Genomic DNA, 24,171 nt, shown 5'->3' with positions numbered 1-24,171 from the left:
TCTAACCTCTGTGCTTTTGCCCTATTCGGCCAGACTCAATCCGGCCTGACGCTCAATCCAGCCACCATTGCCATCGGGAATCAGCTCACTTACCGCAAGATCAGTCTCAGTAATAGCGACTATTTTGCCGTAGTTCTGCCCTAAATAGTTCCCCTGCTGTACCCGATGAACCAACTCATCCGGCGACACAATAATCGCCCATAGCTGCTCCCCCTGCTCTAAACTACCGACATAACGCAGTGTATCGAGCGGAAAGCCCTCTAACGCCTCTTTTCTACGATTAAAGTCGGGTTTCGGCCCACCATAGATCGGCTCATCGTTCGCACTCTGCTGCTGCGGCAACTCACTCTCTAACGGCTGCATATCAGAGACAAACGGACTCCGAAGGTGGGCAACGCTATAGGCGTAGGATTGGTAGTTCTTAAACTCCTTAATCGGCTCGATCCCCTGCGCTGGACGAGTTTTAACCTCAGCAATATAGGCCTGTAGCGGGGCGATATTCTCCTCGGAGCAGCCAACGGACAGCGCTAACAGCGACGATACAAACAGAAGCCGCAGCGACCGCATCACTTCTCCTCCGTCTCAAAGTAGCGATAGGTTTTGGCCACCGCACTAAAGCTCAACTCACCCCCACTCCCCACTTGGCTAATAGAGAGATTGTGCAGCGTCACAATCCGCGGCAACGCCGCCACCCCGCTGACAAACTCACCAAAGTTGTGGTACTGACCGCTGATATTGATATTAATCGGCAGCTCAGCATAGAACCCCTTTGGCACCTCGCTACGAGGCTCAAATAGCTCAAACTCAAGCCCACTAGAGAGACCGGTCTGGGTGATATCGACCAGAAGATCGGCCACCTCGGTCTGGCGCGGTAGCTGGCGGCGCATGGTATCGAAGGTCTCCTCCATTTCGCGCATCTGCTGCTCATAAGCGGCGAGATTGGCGGCTAAGCGCTGCTTATTCTCAAACTCCTGCCGCTTTTTGACCTCCTCCTGCTCGGCACGAACGAGCTGCTGTTGCAAGGTGCTGATATGGAAGTAGTAACCCGCAAATAGCACCCCAATACAGCAGCCGATCACAATCACCGCCCGCACTAGCAGCGGCCAGTTACCGATATTCTCCGGATCGAGATTTTTAAACTGGTTAAGATCGATTTCGATAGCCATACGCTACGAAGCCTCTTCACTCTGTAGTAGCGGCGAGGTCTGTTTGACCACAATCACAAACTGGCGGGTGCGATCCACGCCACGGGTATTGGCCCGAATGACCTGTAAGTTAGGATCAGCGAACCACTCGGAGCTATCGAGCGAGCGCATAAAGGCCGATACCCGCGCATTAGACTGCGCAATCCCCTCTAGGGTTAGGGTGCCCGCCCCCTGCTTCAGACTGGTCAGATAGAGCCCCTCGGGGATACTCACCACCAGCTCGTCGAATAGATGAACCACCTCCGGTCGGTGTATCTGCAACGATTCGATAATATCCATCTGCTGAATAAGGTTCTCTTTCGCCTTCTGCAGCTCATTAATTTTGGTAATCATGCCGTCAAAGATGGCGATCTCCTGCTGCAGCCGACTATTCTTCTGGAGCTGAAAGTCGATATGGCTCTGTACCACCAGATGGGCACCGAAGACAACCCCCGCCATTAACGCCATCGCCACCGCCACAACGGTGTAGAACTCTTTTTTGCGCTGCTGTCGCAGCCTCTCCCGCCAGGGGAGTAGATTAATACGCGCCATGCTCAAATCCCCTCAAAGCCAGACCACAGGCGATCATGAGTGCCGGCGCATCGTTACTTAATACCTGAGCCTTAATCGTCGGCGCAATACTCATATTAGAGAAGGGGTTAGCGATAGTGGTCGGCACCCCCTCCCGCTCCTGCACCATTTTAGCAACGCCGGCAATAGAGGAGCTGCCACCGGCTAACACTAAGTGGTCGATATGGTCGTGGCTACCGGAGGAGTAGAAGACCTGTAGCGCCCGCCCGACCTGCTGCGCCATCGAGTTTTTAAACGGCTCTAACAGCTCCAGTTCATAATCATCGGGTAGCCCCCCCTGCCGCTTCGCCTGTCCTGCCTCTTCGTAAGAGAGGCCATAACGGCGCTGAATCCCCTCAGTTAGCTGCTTACCCCCAAACGCCTGTTCACGCGAATAGACAGTTTTTAGGTTGTGCAGCACGCTTAAGGTGGTCATGGTAGCGCCGACATCGACAATGGCAATCGTCTTATCAAGACCGTGATCGGGCATCTGCTCTCTTAGCAGCGAAAAGGCGTTTTCGATCGCATAAGCCTCGACATCAATAATGCGAGCCGCTAACCCACCAATCTCCAGCGCCTCGACGCGTAGCTCGACATTTTCACTCTTAGAGGCGGCCAGCAGCACATCGACCCGCTCGCTGTTATCGGGATTCACCCCTAGCACCTCGAAGTCGATATTAACCTCATCGAGCGGATAGGGGATATATTGATCCGCCTCGACCGCAATCTGCCCCTCCATCTCGTCTTCATCGATATCGGCCGGCATAGTAATGGTCTTGGTAATCACCGCTGAGCCAGCCACCGCCGCTGCCGCAAATTTAGCCTTGGTATTCGAGCGCTTAACCGCCCGCTTAATCGCCTGCCCCACCCCTTCAGGGTCGCTAATACTCTTTTCGACCACCGCATTAGCCGGCAGCGGCTCGACCGCATAGCTCTCCACCCGGTACTGACGCCCATTAAAGCTCAACTCCAACAGCTTAACAGCGGTCGAACTGATATCGAGCCCGACCATCGGTGGATTCTTTCGTTGTAGCAGCTTTGATAAAAAAGACATTTTTATTTTATCGCCAGTAGTTACATCAGTTATCTCAAAAACGCATTAAATAACAGCCATCAGCGAATAGCAACACCCCCACCCAAGTTTTTTTAGGCGTCAGCCGTTTAATCGTCATGACAGAGCTGCTCTAGTCGCTCCCACTCGCCATATAGCTGCGCCAATTCCGACTCAATTATAGCCAGTTTTTGCTGATATTCTGCGATCTTTTGCCCATTTTGGCGATAGAGCTCTGGCGAGGCGAGCTGCTGTTGTAGCTGCTGCTGCTGCTGCTCTAGCGCCTCAATTTGGTTAGGGAGCTGCTCTAGCGAGCGGCGCTCTTTATAACTCGGTTTGCGTGGTTGCGACTCTAAGCGGCTCCGACGGGGCGGGGCTTTTGTCGGCGAGCTTTTCGAGGTGGGGGCAGGAGCCCGCTGCCGCTGCTGCCAGCTCTCGTAGCCGCCGATGTGTTCGCTAATACTCCCCTCCCCCTCAAAGATGAGCAGCGAAGTGACCACCTGCTCTAAAAAGGCGCGGTCATGGCTCACCAGTAAAATAGTACCCGTGTAGTTGAGGAGTAGCTCCTCTAATACCTCTAGCGTCTCCATATCGAGATCGTTAGTCGGCTCATCGAGTACCAGTAGGTTAGAGGGTTTAGCTAGCAGCTTCGCTAACAGTAGCCGATTGCGCTCACCGCCGGAGAGCACCGACACAGGAGAGCGGGCTCGCTCCGGCGAAAAGAGGAAGTTGCCCAGATAGCCGATGATATGCTGACGCCTGCCGCCAATCTCGATCTCGCTGCGCCCCTCGGCCACGACATCGAGTACCGTCGCGTCGGGATCTATCTGCTGTCGATGTTGATCAAAATAGGCGATCTCCAACCGACTCCCCTGCCTCACGCTGCCACGATCAGCCTCAAGCTCGCCTAATAGCAGCCGAATGAGGGTCGTTTTGCCGATGCCGTTCGGCCCGACCAGTCCGACGCGATCCCCTCGCATCAGTCGATAGCTAAAATCGGCGACAATCGGTTGCCCCCCTAGGGTGAGTGAGAGCGCTGTCGCTTCGGCCACTAGGCGGCCAGAGCTCTCGCCCCCCGTGGCCACAGCCGCCATCGCCCCTTGCTGCTGCCGCCGCTCAGTCAACGCCTGTCGCATCGCCTGCAGTGCCCGTACCCGACCTTCGTTGCGGGTTCGCCGCGCTTTAATGCCGGTGCGGATCCAGATCTCCTCCTCGGCTAGCCGCTTATCAAAGCGACTGTTTGCCAGCGATTCAGCGTGGAGCCTCTCCTCCCGCCGCCGCAGGTAGTTATCGTAGTCGCCAGGGAAGGAGTCGAGCCGACCCCGATCAAGCGCCACGATTCGAGTCGCTAGGCGTTGCAAAAAGGCGCGATCATGGGTCACAAACAGTAGCGCCCCCTCCCAGTTCAACAGAAACTGCTCTAGCCACTCAATCGAGTCGATGTCGAGGTGGTTGGTCGGCTCATCGAGCAGTAGTAGGTCGGGTTCTCGAACCAGCGCCCGCGCTAACAGTACCCGTCGGCGCATACCACCGGAGAGGGTCGCAAAGTCGTCATCGGCCAGCAGTGAGAGTTTGGAGACGACCCGCTCTACCCGCTGGTTGAACTGCCACCCCTTTTGCGCCTCTAGCTGCTGCTGCACCTGTTCTAGCTGCTGCAAGACTCTGCTATCGGCGCTAGTAGCGGTAGTCAATTCAGCGGTTAGGTGGTGGTAGCGCTGTAGTAGCTGCGCCATCTCTCCTAACCCGCCCGCCACGACATCAAAGACGCTCCCCTGATAGTCGCTAAGCGCCTCCTGTTGCAAAGAGGCGATCGTGAGCGGATCACGCCGCTGTAGCTGGCCACTATCGGCCTGCACGCTACCGCCAATTAGCTTCAGCAGTGTCGATTTACCACAGCCATTACGCCCGATAAGAGCGATCCGCTCCCCCCGCTCTATCTGTAGCTCAACGCCATCAAGCAGCGGCTGCAGACCGAAGTGGAGCGAAATGTTTTTAAGAGTCACCAGTGTCATGGTCGCCATTGTATCGACTCCGACGCCGAATAGGGAGAGTTTAAAGGGATGTGCTAAATGTTTAGCAGCGAACTACCCTTCCATAGCAGGTAGGCCGGAACGGTGAGTACCACAACCAACATGACATAGAACAGTAGCGGACAAAAGGGGTTGGAGAAGTGCTTGCAGGCACTTTTGAGACGACAGATATTACACTTTTTTTCGGCCAAGGTATGACTCCCGCTCTTGTAAAGTCAGCAGCAGCATCCTGCCACAGCCCCAATATGGCAATTCGATGGTTGGTTAGACCATTGGAGAGAAAATTGGTGGGTCGTGGGCGATTCGAACGCCCGACCAATTGATTAAAAGTCAACTGCTCTACCGACTGAGCTAACGACCCGAATGAGCCGCGTATGATACCAGTTTTGCTTAAAATGGCAAGTCAAAAAACCAAAAATTATCCTCACCGCCCCGGTACCTCTCCCCACAGCAGTTTGTGTAGCTGTAGCTGTAGCTTCACCGATAAGTTATCGGCCAAAATCCACTCCGCTAGCTCTGACGGGGAGAGTTCGCCCCAGACCGGTGAGAAGAGCACCGTTAACTGCGGTAGGAGATCGTGCTCTGCTAGCCACGCCTTCGCCCACAGATAGTCACGACGACCACAAAGAACAAATTTAAGCTGATCCCCCCCCTGCAACAGGGCAAGATTGCGTTCAAGAGTGCGCTCAACCTCCCCTGAGCCGGGCGTTTTGACATCCATGACGATCTCAAGACGCCGATCCAGTCCCGCGATAGAGAGGGCACCGCTCGTCTCTAGCGAGACCTGTAACCCCCTATCGAGCAGAGCGGTCAAGAGTTGCGGCGTCTCCTTTTGGCTTAGCGGCTCGCCACCGGTGACGCAGACCCGAGTCACCTCGGTACAAGACACCCGCTCGACCACTTCCGCTACCGTCACCCCCTGGCCACCACTAAAAGCGTAACTGCTATCGCAGTAGTGGCAGCGCAGCGGGCAGCCGGTAAGGCGGACGAAGACTGTCGGCCAACCCGCCCCATTCCCCTCCCCTTGCAGCGAGACAAAGAGTTCGGTCAGCCGCAGCATACTCGTTAGTAGGGGTTAGGGGTTAGTAGGGTAGAGCTCGGTGGCGACCGCCGCCTCAGGCGTCTCGCCAAAGCGCTGCTGTAGCTGTCGCGCTATCGCCTCAGCCTGTTGCGGCTGTTTTAGTTCACGATAGCAGTAAACCTGCTTTAACATCGCATCGGCGGCTCTGCCGCCATTCGGTGCCTCCTGTAGTAGCTGCTCATACGCCTCCAGAGCGCGTTGGTAATCTTTTAGCATGTAGCTCGCTTCAGCTAACCAGTAGCGGGCAATATGGCGATCTTGCGACTGGGGATAGTCACGAATAAAGGTGCTAAATGCCTCTCTTGCTTTAGGATAGTTTAACTCGCTCATTAGGGTAAAGGCGGCCTGATAGGCCTGCTGCTCTTCGGGGGAGGGGGCGATAGCCACGGTCGTGGCGGCGCTGCTAGCCGGACTGGTCAGCCCCGATGTCGAGCGCCTCTCCTCCCCGATAGCCGTACCGGTCACGCTCATGCCGCGCTCCATCTGCTGTAGCCGCTGGTCAAGATCGAGATAGAGCTCCTGCTGTCGCCGGTTTAACTGCTCTAGCTTCCACGCCTGCTCCTCTAGCATGGCGCGTAGCTCGCTATTTTCGCGCTGTAGCGCCTCTATGCGATCTAGCATCTGTAGCAGAGTACGATTCTCCAGAATCTGCTCCATCCGCTGTAGCCGCTGTTCAAAGGTAGCTGCCTGAATCAGCCCCGGTACAAAAAGTGTCAACAAGAAGAGTGTAATTCCCATCAATCTCATCCTCAGTTTACCTAAAAGCCACCATAGAGTAGTTCAACCCGTCGGTTAAGGCGCCAGCTCGACTCCTCATGACCTAGGGCGACTGGTCGCTCCTCGCCGAAGCTGACGCTACGAATCCGGCTCTGGGCGATCCCCTCTAAAGCGAATATGCGCGCCACAGCCTGGGCGCGTCGCTCCCCTAGGGCCAAATTATACTCACGACTGCCTCGCTCATCGGCGTGCCCCTCTAGCACCACCGTCAGCTCCAAGCGCTCGCGCATTAGCTGAGCGTGCTGTAGTAGTTTGGTACGGGAGGCCTCATCTAATGAACTGCTGTCATACTCAAAGTAGAACACCTGCTGCGCCACGCCGCTATCGGGATCGTTTAAAATCTCCGCTATCGGGCGGCCAACAAAGGGGCTGGTTATCACCGCACCACTGGCACCAGCGCTCTCGCTCTCGTGGATAATTGCGCCGCTCGCCCTCCTCTCGTCGGTCACCACGCCGGACGCCACCACCACACCCTGCTGCTGCTCGGCTGCCGCAATTTCGGCATCGACCCTATCCTCTGGGCGCTCCTGAGTCGAACTACAGCCGACTAGCCACACGGCGGCAGCTAGAGTCGAGCCCCACAATAACAATTGATTCATTGACACATCTCCCCAAGTTTATGTAAAGGTTTATCGCAATAACATACGCTGATTCAACTATATCAAATCAGCGTCGTTTTCAATAGAGATAGGGTGACCACGCCGGTTCGCGCACATCGCCCTGCGCTAACCCGAGTCGCTGCCGCGCCCCCCCATCGACCGCCACCACCTGTAGCACGCCACGCCCCCCCTCCTCGGTTGCGTAGATAATCATCGTCCCGTTCGCGGCAAAGGCTGGCGACTCATCTAGGCTGCTGTCGGTCAAAATTCGCAGTGCGTAACTCTCGATATCGAGCAGCGCAATTCGAAAACTCTCTCGATAGCGGTGCACCAGTGCCAACTGCTTGCCATCGGGGGCAAAGACGGCGCTGGCGTTATAACTCCCCTCGAAGGTGAGCCGCTCCGGCCGCCCCATCACCCGATAACTGCCATCGAGACGCAGGCGGTAGATCTGCGGCTGCCCCCCTCGATCAGAGGTAAAGACTAGGGTGCGGCCATCGGGTGAGAAGGCCGGCTCGGTATCGATAGCATAGCTACGGGTCAGGCGCTGTAGCTGTTTTGTGGCGATATCGAGCAGATAGATCTCGGCGTTACCATCTTTTGAGAGGGTGAGGGCTAATTTGCGCCCATCGGGGGAGAAGGTCGGGGCGCTATTGAGCCCCTCAAAGGCGGCAATCTTCTCTCGGCTGCCCCGCGCTACATCTTGCAGATAGACTTCAGAGCGCTTACCCTCAAACGAGACATAGGCGATCTGCTTTCCATCGGGTGACCAAGCGGGGGAGAGCAGTGGTTGCGAGGAGGTGAGAATCGTCTTCTCGTTAAAGCCGTCTGAGTCGGCCAGCTTAAGCTCAAATACCCGCCCCTTAGCGCCATCGTGGCTGGTGACATAGATGATATGGGTGTTAAATACCCCTTTAATGCCGGTTAACTGCTCATAGACCAGATCGCTCACCTGATGGGCCGCTTGGCGCAGGCCACTGGCGCTACCGACCGGCAGGGCGTAGCCGGTTAGCTGGCGCCCACGATGGAGATCAAAGAGTTGAAAACGGACGGTATAGCCCTCGCCGCCACGACTCACTTGCCCGACCACGATATGGTCAACTCCTAGTGTGCGCCACTGTTCAAACTCAATGTCGCTCCCCTCTGAGGGTCTCGCCGGCAGCTTTGCCGCAGCGAGTGGTGCAAACTGGCCACTGCGGGCCAAATCGTTGCTAATAATGGCGGCGATATCTTCGGGCAACGCCTCAGTTGCGGCGAAGGGGACAATCGCAATCGGTACGGCACTCTCCACGCCGGCGGTAATCTCTATCTGCAACCTCGCCTCAAGGTTGGCCGTCAACAGTAGTAGTAGCACTCCCCAGTAGTGCGGTAATCGTCTGCCAAATATAGGATGACTCATCACTCTCCCCTTCAGTCGTTCTCTATTGTGGTGAAAAGGTAAACTCAATTTCGCGCTCAAACAGCTCTCGCTCCGTCGGTGTTGGCAGCGGTGAGGCCTTTCTTACCGCCTGCTCAACCGAGATGCGAAAAGCGTCTGAACCTCGACAGTTCTCTACTTTAACATCAACCACCACGCCACTGGGGATCTGATCGACCAAAACCTGACAACGGTCACCCGATTTGGCCCCCAGTGGGGGGTTCCAGTTTCGCTCCACTTTCGCCTGTAGCGCGGCCATATAGCGCTGTCGCGCCTGACCTAGCTGCTGCTGATGCTGCTGGCGTAGTCTCTCAGACTCGGCTTGTAACTGCTTTTGCAGCGCCTCCTCCCTCGCCTGGCGCTCGGCCTCTAGTTTTGCTTGCTGCTCGGCCTCGGCTTTAGCTTTAGCTTTAGCTTTAGCTTGGCGTTCGGCCTCTAGTTTTGCTTGCTGCTCGGCCTCGGCTTTAGCTTTAGCTTGGCGCTCGGCCTCTAGTTTTGCTTGCTGCTCGGCTTCGGCTTTAGCTTTAGCTTGGCGTTCGGCCTCTAGTTTTGCTTGCTGCTCGGCTTTAGCTTTAGCTTTAGCTTGGCGTTCGGCCTCTAGTTTTGCTTGCTGCTCGGCTTCGGCTTTAGCTTTAGCTTTAGCTTGGCGTTCGGCCTCTAGTTTCGCTTGCTGCTCGGCTTCGGCTTTAGCTTTGGCTTTGGCTTGGGCTTGGCGTTCGGCCTCTAGTTTCGCTTGCTGCTCGGCCTCGGCTTTGGCTTTGGCTTGGCGTTCGGCCTCTAGTTTCGCTTGGCGCTGCTGCTCCAGACGGCTCTCGTCGATAGCGATCGCTTCGATAACGGGTTGCGATGGGGGGGGCGACGGCGGTACTACGCTACGGGTCAACTCGCGCCCAAACAGCAGCAGCGCCGCTAACAGCGCCCCATGCAGCAGCAGTGAGACCCCCACCCCTAACGAGAGCTGCGGCCAATTTGAGAGGGCGTTCTGGCGTGACAAAACGGTACTCTAGCGATTATCGAGTGTGCGGGTCAATAGCCCTACTTGGACGATACCGGCCTGCTGTAGCAGCGCCATCACCTCAACCACTCGGCCATAAGGAACCGCCTCATCACCGCGCAGATAGACGGGCCGAAGCGGATCTGCCGCCCTTGCCGTCTGTAGCTGTAGCAGCAGATTATCGAGCCCCTGCGGCTGCCGGCTATTGTCGAGATAGAGCTCGCCGTGGCTATCGACCGTCACCACTAAGGGTTCTGGCCCCTCGGTAGAGACCGGATCGGCACTCGTCTGTGGCAGCGCCACCTTCACCCCTTGGGTAATGAGTGGTGCGGTCACCATAAAAATCACCAGTAGCACTAGCATGACATCAATATAGGGCACGACATTAATCTCTGCCATTAAGCGCCGTTTTCGCTGTCTCATTTGATCTCGTCCCGCTTGCGAGTGGCCGCTTGACGCTGTAACAGCATCGCAAACTCCTCTTTAAAGATCTCCATTCGGCTCTCAAGTCGCTCTAGTTCGCTGCTGTAGCGGTTATAGGCGATCACTGCCGGGATGGCGGCAAATAGGCCGATGGCCGTCGCCACCAGCGCCTCAGCAATGCCGGGGGCGACCATCGCTAAAGTGGCCTGATCGGCAACGCCTAAGGCGCGAAAAGCGTTCATAATCCCCCATACCGTGCCAAATAGGCCGATATAGGGGCTGGTCGAGCCCACGGTGGCTAGAAAGGGGAGTCTCACCTCCAGACGATCTAGCTCACGGTTCAACGCCACCCGCATCGAACGCTGTGCCCCATCCATAATCATCGCCACATCGCTGCTGTTCTGCTTGCGCAGTCTGGCATATTCGGCAAATCCGGCCTCAAAAATCGCCTCCATTCCCATTAGCTCATGCCGCCGCTGGGAGGAGCTACGAAAGAGCTCTACCAGATCGACCCCCGACCAGAAACGCTCCTCAAATTGATAGTTTGCCCCCCTCGCTTGGGTAAAGATACGCCAGCGTTCAACAATAAAGACCCAAGAGAGGAGTGAGGCCGCTAGCAGCAGCAGCATCACTAGCTGCACCACTAAACTCGCCTCCAGAAAGAGGCTTATCACCGACATCGATTCGGAGTTCATCGTTCAAACTCATGGTGTACTAACAGCTTTTGATCGCTCATAGCGTTATGGAGCCGTTTCGGTAGGCTCTGTGGCCGCAGCGTATCGGCTCGCAGTGAGGCGAGAGCTATCTGCCCTTCGCACAGCAGCTCCTCTCCTCGGCGCACCGACTGATAAAAATCGATACTCGCTCGACCTAACTTCACCATGGAGGCGCTCACCTGTAGCAGATCGTTAAATCGCGCTGGAGCACGGTAGTCGAGCTCCACCCGCCGCACGGCGAAGATAATATTCTCCTCCACCAGCAGCAGATCCTGCTCATAGCCGATAGAGCGGAGCCACTCGGTGCGACAGCGCTCCATAAATTTAAGGTAGTTGGCGTAATAGACCACGCCCCCATTATCGGTATCTTCGTAATAGACCCGTACCGGCCAGTTAAACTGGTATGACATCTAAACCTCCTCTGCTGTTAATTGCTCTCGGGCAGTGCTAGCCCAAAGTGGCGATAGGCACTTTGGGTGGCCACTCGCCCCCTCGGGGTGCGCATCATAAACCCCTGCTGAATCAGGTAGGGCTCTAGCACATCCTCTATCGTCCCCCGCTCCTCTCCAATGGCTGCAGCTAAATTATCTACCCCCACCGGCCCACCATCAAATTTATCCATAATCGCCAGTAGCAGTTTACGATCGAGCATATCGAAACCGTTATCATCGACATCCAACATATCGAGTGCCCGCCCCGCCACCTCGACACCAATCGCGCCATCACTCTTCACCTCAGCAAAGTCGCGTACCCGCCGCAACAGTCGGTTAGCGATCCTCGGCGTGCCTCGGGAGCGTCGCGCAATCTCCATCGCCCCCTGATTATCGAGCGTTAGCCCTAAAATTGTTGCTGAGCGGGCCACAATCGTCGCTAAATCGCTATGGGAGTAGAACTCTAGTCGCTGCACAATCCCAAATCGATCTCGCAAAGGGGAGGTGAGCGCTCCGGCACGAGTCGTCGCCCCGACTAGGGTAAAGGGGGGGAGGTCGAGCTTAATTGAGCGGGCGGCCGGCCCCTCACCAATGAGGATATCGATCTGGTAATCCTCCATCGCCGGATAGAGCACCTCCTCGACCACCGGACTTAAGCGGTGAATCTCGTCGATAAACAGCACATCGTGCGGCTCTAGGTTGGTCAATAGCGCCACCAGATCACCGGCCCGCTCCAGCACCGGCCCCGATGTTTGACGACAGTTCACCTGAAGCTCATTCGCTACAATTTGCGCTAAGGTAGTCTTGCCAAGCCCCGGGGGGCCAAATAGCAGTAGATGGTCGAGTGCCTCGCGCCGTTTTCGAGCCGCATCGATAAATATCTGCAACTGCTCACGAATGACCGGCTGACCGATATACTCCTGTAGCCTTGTCGGGCGAATCGCTCGATCTGGCGAGCTCTCCGCTACCTGCGCTAACTGCGAGACCAGTCTATCCGACTCGATTCTGTCCGACTCTATCATGCCCCCACCGCCAACTTCAGCGCCGCCCGAATCAGCGCCTCGCTATCCATCCTTTCGTCACCGACACGACTGACCAACCGACTCGCCTCCGCCGGTTTATAACCTAACGAGATGAGCGCACTGACCGCCTCTGAAGTCGTATCAGTCGCTGCCGGCATCAGATCCGAACTCACCGTCGCCGCCGCAATAGCCTCGCCCCCCGGCCACCCCTGCAACCTATCGCGCATCTCCACCACCAGCCGCTCGGCACTCTTTTTGCCCACACCGGGCAGCCGCATTAGACGCTGACTATCCCCCTGCTGAATCGCACTAACAAAGTCGTGACAGCTCATGCCAGAGAGAATCACCAGCGCCAGCTTCGCCCCCACGCCACTCACTTTGAGCAACATCTTAAACAGCGCCCGCTCCTCAGAGGTCGCAAAACCGTAGAGTAGCTGCGCATCTTCGCGCACTATCATGTGGATTAGCAGCGTCACCGCCTCCCCCTGCTCCGGCAGCGCGTAACAGGTACTCATCGGTGCCTCCACCTCATAGCCGACACCGTTGACATCGACTAGCAGCAGCGGGAGCTGCTTTTCGATCAAGATACCGTGCAGCCGTCCAATCATAATGCTCGTCTCACTTAAACTCCTTCGCCAAACCTCAATAGGGGGCCATTATAGCCTAGAAGCGGCATGACTGAAGCGCCCACAACGATTTTACGCTTCCCATTTGACTCAAGTTAGGGCACAATAGCGCCCGTTACTAAACAGTGGCGGGCGTAGCTCAGTTGGTAGAGCACAGGATTGTGGCTCCTGTTGTCGCCGGTTCGATCCCGGTCGCTCGCCCCAATTAGATAGCTAGTTAATAGCGTAGAGCCAACAGCCCTGCAACCGCGATTAGCAGCTCACCAACCACAAAAGTTACCGATAGCAGCTCCCCCAAAACAGGTAGCCGTAGAGCGCCCCAAATAGCACCGACACACCCACTTCGCGCCACCTTAGACTTAGAGATTTGTCACAATGGATCAATTTACCACCTTCTATGAGTCACTTACCCTGCCGGCGGAGGATATTGAACTTATCATCCGCATCGTGCTACAGGTGGTGCTCTTAGGCTTATCGGCGATCTTCTCCGGCTCAGAGACCGCACTATTCTCACTCAGCCGCATCGACCTGCAAAAACTACGCCAGAGTCGCCATCGCCACTCAGAGAGCATTCACGCGATGCTCGATGAGCCACGACGGCTCATTATCTCCATCCTCTGCGGCAACGAGTTAGTCAATATCGCCTCAGCGGTCAATATGGCCGCGATCCTGCTGCTGTTCTTCGGTAGCCAAGATATTGGCTGGATCAACATCTTTATCATGGTACCACTGCTACTGCTAATTGGTGAGGTCACCCCTAAAACTATCGCGGTCAGCTTTCCGGTCAAATTTGCCACCCATATTTCGGCCAAAATTTTGCCGCGCTGGATTATTCTCATCACCCCGCTACGAGAGGCGGTACGGCTAGTCTCAGATCGAATTACCACCTTTGTCGTTGGCGATAGCGTCAACCGCGACAACATTCTCCATGCCGATGAGTTTCGTACCCTAATTGAGGAGGGGGAGGAGAGCGGTATTATCGACGCAACCGAGCGCGTCCTCATCGATAATGTCCTAGAGGCGGCCGAGACCGATATCTCCCGTATTATGACCCCCGGCCCCCGCATTCGTTTTTTAAACGCCGAGCTACCGGTACCGGAGCTAATTGAGAAGTTTCGCCATCTGCGCCACCCCCGCATTCCGGTCTATCGTGGCCACTGGGATAATGTGATAGGCTTTATCCACTCTGAAGATGTCTTACGGCTATTTCACCACGATATCGATCCGCATGAGGTCGCATTAGAGTCACTGCTCAAACCGGCCCACTTTGTCCCGCCGACGAAAAAGGTCGATGAGATGTTTGACTACTTTCAAGCTCACAACACCCGTGCGGCAGTTATTTTGAGCGAATATGGCGAGGTGCTTGGCATCGTCACCATGAAAGATGTGCTCACCTTCATCTTTGGGGAGATCTCCGGCAAGATGGAGGGGCAGGAGCACTACGATGAACAGGATGGTAACAGCTATACCGTCCCCGGCGATATGCGCCTGAACGACTTTTACAACCTAACCAATTTCCATATTGACGATCCGGTGATGACGACCATCGGTGGCGTCGCTTTTCGGCTATTTGATCGACTGCCGCAGATTGGCGACAGCGTTATCCATGAAGGGTTTGAATTTATCGCCCGCGAGGTTAAGGGGCTGCGCATCAGCCAAATTCAGGTGCGCAAAATTACCAATCAAAGTGAACGCCCCCCCCTCCCCGAAGAGAGAGAGAGAGACGAACTAGCTGCCACCGAGCCGGTTACCCTACCGCTGCTGCCCGCACCCGCGACCCCTAACGACCAGACGAGCCCCCCCCAGCCCGCCACCACTGACAAGGAGAGTTTGTAATGGAGACAACCCTCATTTTAGAACTACTACTCATTGTGCTCTTTCTGCTGCTAAAGGGGCTCTTTTCCGGTTCAGAGATCGCCATTGTCAGCGCCGATAAACTTAAACTGCGCCACCAAGCCAAGATGGGAGACAAAGGAGCCGCCCAAGTACTGAAGCTGTTTAAGACCCCCGATGTTATTCTCGGCACCACACTCGTTGGCACCAATATCGCTACCGTTACCATCTCCACCTTAACCGCACTGTTATTTATCGATCTCTTTGGCAGCGCAGGGGATCTCCTGTCGATTATTATCATGACACCGCTGCTGCTAATACTAGGCGAAGTGGTGCCGAAGAGCATCTTTCAGCAGAAAGCCGATAGCCTCGCAGGCCGTCTGATTGGCGTGCTACGCATCTTTTCGCTCCTTTTCTATCCGATTATCTTTATCTTTAGCACCATTGCCCGCTTTATCACCCGCCTCGTCGGTAACGGTACCGTGCCACAAAATATGTTTATCACCCGTGAAGAGCTACGGGTACTGCTCGACGCCTCCGAATCGTCCGGTAGTGATAACACTAATATCGATCGCAAACGGATTCGACGCATTATCCGCTTTGCCGATACCACCGTGGGGGAGGCGATGATTCCACTGGCCGATGTGGTCGGCATTAATGAGCGCAAATCGATGAAAGATGCCAGCAAAAAGGTGATGGAGACCGGCTTTAACCGGCTGCCGGTCTATACCGGCAACCTAACCAATGTCCTCGGGATATTTACCCTCGATAGCTGGGATTTAATGGATCCCGATCTGCTGCGCTACACCATTAGCGACTACACCACCCCAGCGCTCTACCTCTCCCCTAAACAGACGCTCGATAATGCGCTGCCGCAGCTACAAGCCAGACAAGATCACATGGCTATCGTCGTTGATGAATTCGGCTCTGCCGTCGGCATTTTAACCATGGAGGATGTACTCGAAGAGGTGGTCGGCGAGATTAATGTCGGTTACGACTTTGATGACTACCACCCCCGCCAACGCCTCTACATAGAGCATGAGAGCGAAACCTCTCACTTAATGAGCGGCCGCACCCCTATCTCTGAGGTTAACGATATGCTCTATGCCACTTTTCCAATAGAGGAGGCACACACCATCGGCGGCCTGATCACTGCCCGACTGCGTCATATCCCCCGCCCTAACGATACTCTGGAGCTAAGCGGCTACCGCCTGACCGTAGTAGAGGCCGATGCACGAACCGTACAGAAAGTTAGGGTAGAGCAGCAGGGATAGGTAGGCGTATCGATGGCTCTCACCCTCCTCTGGCACCGACACGATCTGCGTCTGCACGATAACCCAGCGCTCCACTACGCCGCGCAGCAGCAAGGGGAGCTACTCCCCCTCTATATTGTCGATAACCACCATGGTGGTCACTGGGCGCTCGGCAGTGCTAGTCGCTGGTGGCTACACCACTCACTCGCCGCACTACAGCAGCGCTATGGCGGCAGGCTACAGCTCTTTCAGGGCGATCCGCTGCAGATTATTCCTACTCTGATAGAGCGCTACTGTGTGAGTCAAGTGGTCTGGAATCGCGGCTATCAGCCGTGGCAAATCGAACGCGATAGGCGGCTAAAAGAGCGGTTAAAGGCGCAGGGCGTGGGGGTTAGATCGTTTAACAGCGCCCTGCTGTGGGAGCCTTGGCAGGTCGTGAAACAGGATGGCACCCCCTATCGAGTCTTTACCCCCTTCTACCGCCGTGGGTGTCTAACTCAAGCCGCACCGGCGCAACCGCTGCCGATACCGACACTCAACCTCTCGCAACTGACCCCGACCGAGACTCTTCCCCTATCACAACTACAGCTACTTCCCGCTATCGATTGGTACCACACTATCGCCCAACAGTGGCGAGCTGGAGAGGCGACGGCGTTAGAGCAGCTAGAGCATTTTCTCCAGCAGTCGCTAGCGGCGTACCACGATCAGCGTAACCGTCCCGATCTAGAGGGGACCTCCCGCCTCTCGCCCCATCTTCACTTCGGTGAGATTTCGCCGCGCCTCATCTGGCACACCCTACGCCAGCGATTCTCAGATCAGACGCCACTCCCGCCAGCGGTCGATACCTTTATGGCAGAGTTAGGGTGGCGCGAATTTGGCTACTCGCTGCTCTACCACTTCCCTGATACCACGGTAGCTAACTTTCAGGCTAAATTTAACGCTTTTCCGTGGCAAGCCGATCGATCACAGCTAAGCGCATGGCAGAGGGGGCAGAGCGGCATTCCATTAGTCGATGCCGGCATGCGCCAGCTCTGGCAGAGCGGCTGGATGCATAACCGCGTGCGCATGGTTGTCGGCTCCTTTTTGGTCAAAAACCTGCGCCAGCACTGGCATGAGGGGGAGCGCTGGTTTCACGATACCCTAGTCGATGCCGATCCGGCCAGCAATATCATGGGGTGGCAGTGGGTTGCCGGCTGTGGTGCCGATGCCGCCCCCTATTTTCGGATCTTTAATCCAGTGACCCAAGGGGAGAAGTTCGATCCACAAGGTCACTATGTTAAACGCTACTGCCCAGAGCTAGCACAGCTACCGCCGAACTATATCCACCAACCGTGGAGTGCGCCGGCTGCGGTGCTGCAACAGGCCGGCGTCACGCTAGGAGAGAGCTATCCGCTGCCGATTGTCGATCTGAAACAGTCGCGTCAGCAGGCGCTAGAGGCCTATCAGCAGATTAAATAATTTAAGTGACTACAACCCCTTACAGGCTAACTCCGCCGCACGAAAAATAGCCCGCGACTTATTCATGGTCTCATCCCACTCATTTTGAGGTATCGAGTCATAGACAATCCCCGCCCCGGCCTGCATATAGAGCGTATTCTCCTTAATCACCGCAGTGCGAATAGCAATCGCGGTATCCATATTGCCGTTCCAGCCTAAATAACCGACCGCTCCGGCATAGATCCCCCGTTTGACCGGCTCTAGCTCATCAATAATCTCCATCGCCCTAATCTTCGGGGCACCACTGACCGTCCCCGCCGGAAAGGTTGCCCTCAGCACATCCATCGCCGATAGCCCCGGTTTTAGCTCCCCCTCGACATTAGAGACGATATGCATCACATGGGAGTAGTTCTCTACCGCCATCTGTTCGGTCACCTGCACACTACCTATCGTTGCAATACGACCGGTATCGTTACGACCTAAATCGATAAGCATCAGGTGCTCTGCCAACTCTTTTGGATCGTGGAGCAGCTCTTCACGCAGTGCCGCATCCTCCGCCTCAGTTAGCCCCCTAGGACGGGTACCGGCAATCGGTCTGACGGTGACTCTACCCTCCTCAAACCGAACCAAAATCTCCGGCGAGGAGCCCACCACCTGATGGTCACCTAGATCAAGAAAAAACATATAGGGAGAGGGGTTCAGTTTGCGTAACGCTCGATAGAGATCGATAGGTCTTGCTCGAAACGGAATCGATAGTCGCTGCGACAGCACCACCTGCATAATATCACCCTCGGTAATATATTGGCGCGACTTCGCCACGGCGGCCTTAAAGCCCTCTTCGGTAAAACCGGAGATAAAATCGGCCTCCCCAACCGCGACTGAAGCCCGTGGCCTATCTCGCTGTAGCGGTCTCTCTAGCTGCTGCTGTAACTGCTGTAGTCGTTGAATCGCAGCGCCATAGCTCTCTGGTTGTGCAGACTCGGCTAGCACGATGATCTCAATCACCCCTTTTAGGTTATCGAAAATCACCACCTCCTCGCAGAGCAGTAGCAGAATGTCGGGCGTCTGTAGCTGATCTGGATTGGGTGAGTGGCGCAGCTTAGGTTCAATGTAGCGCACCGTATCGTAGCCAAAGTAGCCGACCAGCCCGCCATGGAAGCGGGGAAGCTCCTCTTCGCCACTCGCGACCCGAAACTGCTGCTGGTAGTGCTCGATCCACGCTAACGGATCCTCTACCTCTTCGCTCTGTCGTAGCTGCCCCTCGCACCACTGCTCAACCCGCTGACCATAGACCCGTATCTGCTCCCTCGCCGGCAGACCGATAATGGAGAATCGACCCCACTTCTCGCCCCCCTGCACCGACTCAAATAGACAGCTATACTCCCCTTTAGCCAGTTTAAGATAGGTCGAAAGCGGTGTATCTAGATCGGCCAGTACTTGTCGAGTCAGTGGGATACGGTTATACCCCTGCTCAGCTAAAGCGGCAAACTCTGCTGCGGATAACATCATCAGGCACTCTCTAACATCGGTAACAGATCAGTGAGGCTATCGATCACCGCATCGGGATGGGCGCGACCAATATCCTCACCATGGTTATAGCCGTAGCTCAGACAGACAACGCTAAAACCGGCCGCTCGGGCCGCTTTAACATCACTCATTGAGTCGCCCACCATCAGAGACTCACTCGCAGAGACCCCAACATAGTCGGCCACATAGAGCAGCGGCAGCGGATCGGGCTTCTTTTTTGGCAAGCTATCGCCACTCATCACGATCTCAAAGTAGTCACGCAGCGCCAAATTTTGCAGCAGTGGCAGGGTAAACTGCTCGGCCTTATTGGTCACACAGCCGAGCCTAAATCCAGCCTGCTTTAGCTGCACCAACCCCTCCTCTACCCCCGGATAGAGTCGGCTACGGCGACTGATATTTTCGGCATAGAGCTCCAAAAAGAGGGGGTAGCCGCGCTGAAACAGCGCCTCATCCGGCTCCGCCGTCATGGAGCCGGTCAGGGCGCGGCAGACCAGTCGCTCGACCCCATTGCCGACCCAACAGCGAACCTTCGCCTCCCCCTGTGGGGCCCTATCGAGCCGCTCTAACATGGTATCGATACAGTAAGCGAGATCTGGCACGCTATCGACCAGTGTGCCATCGACATCAATCAAAATTAGCTGAGGTCGTTTCAGCATCACCGCTGCCCAGACTACACTTTGGCCAGTTCGTCGCGGAACTGCTGCAAAATAGTGTCATAGTGGTGAGGATCGCGACTATTGGCGGCTCCAAAAATCGCTGACCCAGCCACAAAGGTATCGGCACCGGCGGCGGCAATGTCAGCAATATTGCTCGCCTTCACGCCACCATCGATCTCTAATCGAATATCGTAACCCGATTCATCGATTATTGTCCGCGCTTCGCGCAGCTTATCGAGGGCGGCCGGAATAAACGACTGCCCACCAAAACCGGGGTTAACCGACATCAGCAGCACCATATCGACCTTATCGATCACATAGTTAAGGTAATCGAGTGGTGTTGCCGGATTAAAGACTAACCCCGATTTACACCCTTCGTCATTGATAAGTTGCAAAGTCCGATCGATATGCTCAGAGGCTTCGGGGTGGAAGGTAATGTAGCTCGCACCGGCTTTGGCAAAATCGGGAATAATCCTATCAACCGGCTTAACCATTAGGTGAACATCAATAGGGGCGGTCACGCCATGTTTGCGCAGCGCCTCACAGATCAGCGGCCCAATGGTCAAATTAGGCACATAGTGGTTATCCATCACATCGAAATGGACAATATCAGCGCCAGAATTGAGGACATTCACCACCTCTTCGCCTAAACGGGCAAAATCGGCAGAGAGGATAGAGGGGGCAATTAGATAGTCAGCCATGGGGTATCACCTCGGTTGCTTTGGGTAAATTGACAAAAACGCGGGGCGATTCTACCCGATTCGCTCCATCACGGCCATGGGTATCGCTTTCGGTGACGCTTTGAACTACAATCAGTCGCTACACTCATTCACAAGCAGATCGGTATATATCAGAGGAGAGAGTTATGGCCAGAGGCGTTAATAAGGCAATTATTTTAGGTACTTTAGGGCGAGATCCCGAAATTCGCTATACCGCAGATCAGCGAGCCATCGCCACCCTAAACCTAGCCACTAATGAAGTCTGGACTGACAAAAATAGCGGCCAACAGCAGGAGCGCACTGAATGGCATCGGGTAGTCATCTTCGGCAAAATGGCAGAGGTAGCCGCTCAGTACCTAAACAAAGGCTCGCAAGTTTACATTGAAGGCAAAATTCGCACCAATAAGTGGCAGGATCAAAATGGTCTAGATCGCTATACCACCGAAATCGTGGTTGATCCCTACAATGGCCAGATGCAGCTATTAGGGGGACGAGGCGGGGGTAGCGGTGCTACCGCGCCGATGGATAGCGGCCAATATCAGCCACCCCAACAGCGACCACAGCCGCCTCAACAACCTCAACAGCCTCAACAGCCTCAACAGCCTCAACAGCCTCAACAACAATCGGCTCCGCCACAACACAACCAAGAGCCCCCTATGTTTGATGATGATGTGCCATTTTAGGGGCAGGTTAGGGAATAAAAGCACCCATAAGCCGATGCCACAACTATCAACCACCAGGAAACACACCATGACAGGCAAGCACTCACTCCTCTCTATCGCGATGGCTTTAATTCTCTCTTCGTGTGGGGGTCGAGAAAGTGCAGAGCCACTAATAAACTTCGTTACCGTCCAGTAGAACGACAAATGATCCCCAAATGGGAGTCACCCTACAGAGCGAGATGCTCGCCTTTGACCTGCGCCACCTCTGGCACCCCTATAACGCTATCGACTCAAAACTGCCACTCTATCCAGTCGTTAGCGCCAAAGGGGTCAAACTGACGCTCGCCGATGGCCGCCAGCTAATCGACGGTATGGCCTCGTGGTGGTGCATGATTCACGGCTACAACCATCCACAGCTCAATCGTGCGCTACAACAGCAGCTCACACAGATGGCTCATGTGATGTTTGGTGGCCTCACCCACCCCCCTGCCGTCGAGCTAGCACGCAAGCTGATCCAGATCACCCCGCCGCCACTAGAGGTGCTCTTCTTTGCCGACTCTGGTTCGGTCGCTATGGAGGCGGCCTTAAAGATGGCAATACAGTATTGGCACGCTCGCGGCCAAAAACGGCAGCGCTTTTTAACCGTTCGGGGCGGCTATCACGGCGATACCTTTGGCGCTATGTCGATCTGTGATCCGGTCAATGGCATGCATACTCTCTTCTCAGAGATGTTACCGCCACAGCTATTTGCCGATCTCCCCCCAGCCGGATTTAACCGCCCCTGCACAGATGAGGATATCGCCTCGCTACGCAGCCATCTTGAGCACAACGGTGATCAGATTGCCGCTGTCGTCATGGAGCCTATCGTGCAGGGGGCTGGCGGGATGCGTTTTCACTCCCCTGCCTATCTCAGCAGAGTTAGAGCCCTTTGCGATCAGTTCGACACGCTATTAATCCTAGATGAGATCGCAACCGGTTTTGGTCGCACCGGCAGACTCTTTGCCTGTGAACATGCAGCGATAGCGCCCGATATCCTAGCTCTAGGCAAAGCACTCACCGGTGGTTACATGACCCTAGCCGCCCTACTTACCACTCGCCATATTGCCGCCACAATTAGCGACGGAGAGCCGGGGCTATTTATGCACGGCCCGACCTTTATGGCCAACCCACTCGCCTGTGCGGTGGCGTTGCGTAGTATTGAGCTGCTGTTGCAATCGCCTTGGCAGAGCCAGATCGCTGCGATTGAACAGGGGCTACAACAGGGGCTAGCTCCCTGCGCAGAGTGGCCTCAGGTAAAAGAGGTGCGGGTATTGGGGGCCATCGGGGTGGTAGAGCTACACCAAAGGGTCGATATGGCGCACATTCAACCGAAATTTGTTGCCAACGGCGTCTGGGTCAGACCCTTTGGACGGCTAGTCTATCTCATGCCTCCGTTTACCATCTCCCCCTCAGAGCTAAACACGCTGACCGCCGCGGTGGTCAAAACACTCGCCGAGGAGCGAGCGCACATGGTATCACCCCACCCCTAGCCACACTAAAAGACTCTATATCGCAAGACCCTCAGCAGTCAGAGCCGCTATTTCACATCCCGACTACAATAAGCTGCCTACCCGCCTCGGTCAGCCTCTGCCAGCGGATACGCTCCTCCCAGCTTTTAGCGCTATCTATCTCAAACAGTAATAGGTAGCCTGTCGATTCATTGAGACGATCCAGATAGCGGGCGAGCTGCTTTAGCCCCTTCGACTCATCCCACTCGCTCCGTTTCAGTTTAAGCTCCAGCACAAAGCGCTCGTCCCCATACTCCACAATAAGATCAGAACGACCGTTACCGACCGCCATCTCCCGCTCAATCCTCCCACCGCCATTCACCACCCGCTGCAAAAAGGCCATGAGTAAGAGCTGCCGCCCCACCTCTCGAAAATCGTACTTTTCTAGCCACGCCTCGGAGTGTTCGCGATAGAACTCCTGAAACGCTTTTAGCAGCGCCTCCATATCGAGTCTGCCCTGTTGGATATACCAGTGGGGATCGGCATAGTCTTGGGGGATACTCTCTTGAAAACCGAAACTGAGTACCCGTGGAATGATCTCTTGATAGATCGGGTTAGCAAACCGTACCGGGGGGTGGGGGGCGATGAGGCCTAGGTTGCGACAGTAGAGAATGGCATCATCGTAGTGGTCAAAGTTAGGGGCGCTGCCGTTAATCACTGCGGTAATCACTTCACGCACCTGCGGCTCTTTTAGTTTATCGATCAGCGAGTCTAGATGGGTATCGCGACGAAGAATAAGCGCCTCTTTCGCTTGCCATACATGCGCTTCGGTAATTATTTGGCCAACATCACCCTCTAATAGCCGCTGGACGATATGGTGGGCGAGTGCGTTAACTAACCACGCCTGACCTTGGGTCAGTTCGGCAAGGGTCGCGATCGCTTGTGGTTCAAAGGGCTGTCCGGTCGCCTCGCTATGTTGCTGTAAGAGGGTGACAATCTCCTCCTCGGTCAATCTATCGACAAATAGCGATTCGGCTTTTATGTTAAACGGACTGCCGGTGCCCATGCTTTGTGAGTCAGGACGCAGACGAATTTTATAGTCGCGCACATCGCGCAGCCCAATCAGCCCCATGGCGTGGGGGAAGCCCTGTTTGTAGCGGCCAACAAAACCGCTACGAAGCTGGTAGAGTAGCGCTAGAAAGTTATCATCTTGTAGCGAATCGACCTCATCCAACAACAGCACGATCGGTTTGGGGTTGTTTAGACTCCACTGTTGCAGGTAGCGTTGTAGTCCATTTTCAGGAAAGCTCACTTCAGAAACAGTCGGCGACCACTCCGCCTCTGGTAGATAGAGGCGGCTATCCTGTTCGATACACATGGCCGCAATTTTCATCGCTTCAATCGGATTTTGCCCTTGGGCAGCCGGTTGGATTGAGCTAATCAGTACCGTATAGACCCCCTCCCGATTCAGCTTCTCCATGAGCGCAAAGGCGTAGGTGGTCTTGCCGCTTTGGCGCGGGGCGTGAATGACAAAGTATTGCCCCTGCTCTATCAGTTGTTCAACCCCTTTGAGCCGTTTGAGCGGGTCAACCATGTAGTGGTGGTCGGGAAAGCAGGGGCCGGTGGTGTTGAAGTAGCGCTTTGCTATGCGATGTGGTTGCTGCTGCGCCATGTGT

At 55.4% G+C, this 24,171-nt stretch carries 24 protein-coding genes and 2 tRNA genes; 6 read left to right on the top strand and 20 right to left on the bottom strand.

Annotated features, from left to right (window positions below):
• Nucleotides 1–21 precede the first annotated feature (21 nt).
• The 16 genes from D5085_08545 to ruvA all read right to left on the bottom strand — a co-directional run bounded on the left by D5085_08545 (nt 22) and on the right by ruvA (nt 12,903).
• Nucleotides 22–567, bottom strand: coding sequence for a pilus assembly protein PilP (locus D5085_08545; GenBank protein ID QEP43155.1), 546 nt, complete (start codon nt 565–567; stop codon nt 22–24).
• Entirely contained in the window at nt 567–1,154 is a 588-nt protein-coding gene (locus D5085_08540; protein QEP45108.1) for a pilus assembly protein PilO, read from the bottom strand. Before D5085_08540 ends, D5085_08545 begins: the two co-directional genes overlap by 1 nt.
• Before the next feature lie 15 nt (nt 1,155–1,169).
• The gene (locus tag D5085_08535; protein QEP43154.1) at nt 1,170–1,736 is read right to left on the bottom strand and encodes a pilus assembly protein PilN; all 567 of its coding nucleotides are present in this window, start codon (nt 1,734–1,736) and stop codon (nt 1,170–1,172) included.
• The gene (locus D5085_08530; GenBank protein QEP43153.1) at nt 1,723–2,808 is read right to left on the bottom strand and encodes a pilus assembly protein PilM; all 1,086 of its coding nucleotides are present in this window, start codon (nt 2,806–2,808) and stop codon (nt 1,723–1,725) included. The genes D5085_08535 and D5085_08530 overlap by 14 nt, the downstream gene beginning before the upstream one ends.
• A gap of 107 nt (nt 2,809–2,915) precedes the next feature.
• On the bottom strand, nt 2,916–4,817 hold the full coding sequence (locus tag D5085_08525; protein ID QEP45107.1) for an ATP-binding cassette domain-containing protein: 1,902 nt from the start codon (nt 4,815–4,817) through the stop codon (nt 2,916–2,918).
• 303 nt (nt 4,818–5,120) lie between these two features.
• Nucleotides 5,121–5,196, bottom strand: a tRNA-Lys gene (locus D5085_08520).
• Nucleotides 5,197–5,259: 63 nt separating this feature from the next.
• Nucleotides 5,260–5,895 (bottom strand): 7-carboxy-7-deazaguanine synthase QueE, encoded by a 636-nt coding sequence (queE, locus tag D5085_08515; protein QEP43152.1) that lies wholly within the window; start codon nt 5,893–5,895, stop codon nt 5,260–5,262.
• Between the two features lie 15 nt (nt 5,896–5,910).
• Entirely contained in the window at nt 5,911–6,663 is a 753-nt protein-coding gene (locus tag D5085_08510; GenBank protein QEP43151.1) for a tetratricopeptide repeat protein, read from the bottom strand.
• A gap of 11 nt (nt 6,664–6,674) precedes the next feature.
• Complete coding sequence (gene pal, locus D5085_08505; protein QEP43150.1) at nt 6,675–7,292, bottom strand: peptidoglycan-associated lipoprotein Pal; 618 nt, start codon at nt 7,290–7,292, stop codon at nt 6,675–6,677.
• 79 nt (nt 7,293–7,371) lie between these two features.
• The gene (tolB, locus tag D5085_08500) at nt 7,372–8,691 is read right to left on the bottom strand and encodes a Tol-Pal system beta propeller repeat protein TolB (GenBank protein ID QEP43149.1); all 1,320 of its coding nucleotides are present in this window, start codon (nt 8,689–8,691) and stop codon (nt 7,372–7,374) included.
• Between the two features lie 22 nt (nt 8,692–8,713).
• Nucleotides 8,714–9,703 carry a cell envelope integrity protein TolA gene (gene tolA / locus D5085_08495; GenBank protein ID QEP43148.1) on the bottom strand — a complete coding sequence of 330 codons (990 nt, stop codon included), beginning with the start codon at nt 9,701–9,703 and terminating at the stop codon, nt 8,714–8,716.
• Nucleotides 9,704–9,712: 9 nt separating this feature from the next.
• Nucleotides 9,713–10,126 (bottom strand): protein TolR, encoded by a 414-nt coding sequence (gene tolR, locus D5085_08490; protein ID QEP43147.1) that lies wholly within the window; start codon nt 10,124–10,126, stop codon nt 9,713–9,715.
• Nucleotides 10,123–10,821 carry a protein TolQ gene (gene tolQ, locus D5085_08485; GenBank protein QEP43146.1) on the bottom strand — a complete coding sequence of 233 codons (699 nt, stop codon included), beginning with the start codon at nt 10,819–10,821 and terminating at the stop codon, nt 10,123–10,125. Before tolQ ends, tolR begins: the two co-directional genes overlap by 4 nt.
• Nucleotides 10,818–11,252 carry a tol-pal system-associated acyl-CoA thioesterase gene (ybgC, locus tag D5085_08480; GenBank protein ID QEP43145.1) on the bottom strand — a complete coding sequence of 145 codons (435 nt, stop codon included), beginning with the start codon at nt 11,250–11,252 and terminating at the stop codon, nt 10,818–10,820. Before ybgC ends, tolQ begins: the two co-directional genes overlap by 4 nt.
• 17 nt (nt 11,253–11,269) lie before the next feature.
• Nucleotides 11,270–12,295, bottom strand: a complete 1,026-nt coding sequence (ruvB, locus tag D5085_08475) for a Holliday junction branch migration DNA helicase RuvB (GenBank protein ID QEP43144.1) — start codon at nt 12,293–12,295, stop codon at nt 11,270–11,272.
• The gene (gene ruvA, locus D5085_08470) at nt 12,292–12,903 is read right to left on the bottom strand and encodes a Holliday junction branch migration protein RuvA (GenBank protein QEP43143.1); all 612 of its coding nucleotides are present in this window, start codon (nt 12,901–12,903) and stop codon (nt 12,292–12,294) included. Before ruvA ends, ruvB begins: the two co-directional genes overlap by 4 nt.
• 146 nt (nt 12,904–13,049) lie before the next feature.
• Between ruvA and D5085_08465 the strand changes: the two genes are divergently transcribed.
• The 4 genes from D5085_08465 (at nt 13,050) to D5085_08450 (ending at nt 17,465) form a co-directional block, all read left to right on the top strand.
• Nucleotides 13,050–13,125: transfer RNA gene (locus D5085_08465), tRNA-His, on the top strand.
• A gap of 171 nt (nt 13,126–13,296) precedes the next feature.
• Entirely contained in the window at nt 13,297–14,757 is a 1,461-nt protein-coding gene (locus tag D5085_08460; protein QEP43142.1) for an HlyC/CorC family transporter, read from the top strand.
• Nucleotides 14,757–16,028, top strand: a complete 1,272-nt coding sequence (locus D5085_08455) for an HlyC/CorC family transporter (GenBank protein QEP43141.1) — start codon at nt 14,757–14,759, stop codon at nt 16,026–16,028. Before D5085_08460 ends, D5085_08455 begins: the two co-directional genes overlap by 1 nt.
• 12 nt (nt 16,029–16,040) lie before the next feature.
• Nucleotides 16,041–17,465: a deoxyribodipyrimidine photo-lyase gene (locus tag D5085_08450; protein QEP43140.1), complete on the top strand. Its 1,425-nt coding sequence runs from the start codon at nt 16,041–16,043 to the stop codon at nt 17,463–17,465.
• Nucleotides 17,466–17,474: 9 nt separating this feature from the next.
• Here D5085_08450 and D5085_08445 read toward each other — a convergent pair whose 3' ends face one another.
• The 3 genes from D5085_08445 to D5085_08435 are packed head-to-tail and all read right to left on the bottom strand — an operon-like array spanning nt 17,475 to nt 20,328.
• Nucleotides 17,475–18,950, bottom strand: coding sequence for an anthranilate synthase component I (locus D5085_08445; protein ID QEP45106.1), 1,476 nt, complete (start codon nt 18,948–18,950; stop codon nt 17,475–17,477).
• A 2-nt stretch (nt 18,951–18,952) separates the two neighbouring features.
• Complete coding sequence (locus D5085_08440; GenBank protein ID QEP43139.1) at nt 18,953–19,627, bottom strand: phosphoglycolate phosphatase; 675 nt, start codon at nt 19,625–19,627, stop codon at nt 18,953–18,955.
• 14 nt (nt 19,628–19,641) lie between these two features.
• Nucleotides 19,642–20,328 (bottom strand): ribulose-phosphate 3-epimerase, encoded by a 687-nt coding sequence (locus D5085_08435; protein ID QEP43138.1) that lies wholly within the window; start codon nt 20,326–20,328, stop codon nt 19,642–19,644.
• A gap of 164 nt (nt 20,329–20,492) precedes the next feature.
• Here D5085_08435 and ssb point away from each other — a divergent pair, with 164 nt between their 5' ends.
• Nucleotides 20,493–21,029 (top strand): single-stranded DNA-binding protein, encoded by a 537-nt coding sequence (gene ssb / locus D5085_08430; protein QEP43137.1) that lies wholly within the window; start codon nt 20,493–20,495, stop codon nt 21,027–21,029.
• Between the two features lie 194 nt (nt 21,030–21,223).
• Nucleotides 21,224–22,537 carry an adenosylmethionine--8-amino-7-oxononanoate transaminase gene (locus tag D5085_08425; GenBank protein QEP43136.1) on the top strand — a complete coding sequence of 438 codons (1,314 nt, stop codon included), beginning with the start codon at nt 21,224–21,226 and terminating at the stop codon, nt 22,535–22,537.
• Between the two features lie 52 nt (nt 22,538–22,589).
• On the opposite strand, the gene D5085_08420 is transcribed toward D5085_08425, so the two are convergent.
• Nucleotides 22,590–24,167, bottom strand: coding sequence for an ATP-binding protein (locus D5085_08420; GenBank protein QEP43135.1), 1,578 nt, complete (start codon nt 24,165–24,167; stop codon nt 22,590–22,592).
• Between the last annotated feature and the right edge of the window lie 4 nt (nt 24,168–24,171).

The sequence above is a fragment of the Ectothiorhodospiraceae bacterium BW-2 genome, from assembly GCA_008375315.1.
Classification (GTDB): Bacteria; Pseudomonadota; Gammaproteobacteria; order Thiohalomonadales; family Thiohalomonadaceae; genus BW-2.
The sequence above is the reverse complement of the archived record's forward strand: the minus strand, read 5'-3'. Positions and strand labels throughout refer to the sequence as shown.

What these genes read in the sequence shown, in the direction of transcription:
- D5085_08545 (QEP43155.1), bottom strand. Translation starts at nt 567, where the DNA reads ATGCGGTCGCTGCGGCTTCTGTTTGTATCGTCGCTGTTAGCGCTGTCC.
- D5085_08535 (QEP43154.1), bottom strand. Translation starts at nt 1,736, where the DNA reads ATGGCGCGTATTAATCTACTCCCCTGGCGGGAGAGGCTGCGACAGCAG.
- D5085_08530 (QEP43153.1), bottom strand. Translation starts at nt 2,808, where the DNA reads ATGTCTTTTTTATCAAAGCTGCTACAACGAAAGAATCCACCGATGGTC.
- D5085_08525 (QEP45107.1), bottom strand. Translation starts at nt 4,817, where the DNA reads ATGACACTGGTGACTCTTAAAAACATTTCGCTCCACTTCGGTCTGCAG.
- queE (QEP43152.1), bottom strand. Translation starts at nt 5,895, where the DNA reads ATGCTGCGGCTGACCGAACTCTTTGTCTCGCTGCAAGGGGAGGGGAAT.
- D5085_08510 (QEP43151.1), bottom strand. Translation starts at nt 6,663, where the DNA reads ATGAGATTGATGGGAATTACACTCTTCTTGTTGACACTTTTTGTACCG.
- pal (QEP43150.1), bottom strand. Translation starts at nt 7,292, where the DNA reads ATGAATCAATTGTTATTGTGGGGCTCGACTCTAGCTGCCGCCGTGTGG.
- tolB (QEP43149.1), bottom strand. Translation starts at nt 8,691, where the DNA reads ATGAGTCATCCTATATTTGGCAGACGATTACCGCACTACTGGGGAGTG.
- tolR (QEP43147.1), bottom strand. Translation starts at nt 10,126, where the DNA reads ATGAGACAGCGAAAACGGCGCTTAATGGCAGAGATTAATGTCGTGCCC.
- tolQ (QEP43146.1), bottom strand. Translation starts at nt 10,821, where the DNA reads ATGAACTCCGAATCGATGTCGGTGATAAGCCTCTTTCTGGAGGCGAGT.
- ybgC (QEP43145.1), bottom strand. Translation starts at nt 11,252, where the DNA reads ATGTCATACCAGTTTAACTGGCCGGTACGGGTCTATTACGAAGATACC.
- ruvB (QEP43144.1), bottom strand. Translation starts at nt 12,295, where the DNA reads ATGATAGAGTCGGACAGAATCGAGTCGGATAGACTGGTCTCGCAGTTA.
- ruvA (QEP43143.1), bottom strand. Translation starts at nt 12,903, where the DNA reads ATGATTGGACGGCTGCACGGTATCTTGATCGAAAAGCAGCTCCCGCTG.
- D5085_08460 (QEP43142.1), top strand. Translation starts at nt 13,297, where the DNA reads ATGGATCAATTTACCACCTTCTATGAGTCACTTACCCTGCCGGCGGAG.
- D5085_08455 (QEP43141.1), top strand. Translation starts at nt 14,757, where the DNA reads ATGGAGACAACCCTCATTTTAGAACTACTACTCATTGTGCTCTTTCTG.
- D5085_08450 (QEP43140.1), top strand. Translation starts at nt 16,041, where the DNA reads ATGGCTCTCACCCTCCTCTGGCACCGACACGATCTGCGTCTGCACGAT.
- D5085_08445 (QEP45106.1), bottom strand. Translation starts at nt 18,950, where the DNA reads ATGTTATCCGCAGCAGAGTTTGCCGCTTTAGCTGAGCAGGGGTATAAC.
- D5085_08440 (QEP43139.1), bottom strand. Translation starts at nt 19,627, where the DNA reads ATGCTGAAACGACCTCAGCTAATTTTGATTGATGTCGATGGCACACTG.
- D5085_08435 (QEP43138.1), bottom strand. Translation starts at nt 20,328, where the DNA reads ATGGCTGACTATCTAATTGCCCCCTCTATCCTCTCTGCCGATTTTGCC.
- ssb (QEP43137.1), top strand. Translation starts at nt 20,493, where the DNA reads ATGGCCAGAGGCGTTAATAAGGCAATTATTTTAGGTACTTTAGGGCGA.
- D5085_08425 (QEP43136.1), top strand. Translation starts at nt 21,224, where the DNA reads ATGGGAGTCACCCTACAGAGCGAGATGCTCGCCTTTGACCTGCGCCAC.
- D5085_08420 (QEP43135.1), bottom strand. Translation starts at nt 24,167, where the DNA reads ATGGCGCAGCAGCAACCACATCGCATAGCAAAGCGCTACTTCAACACC.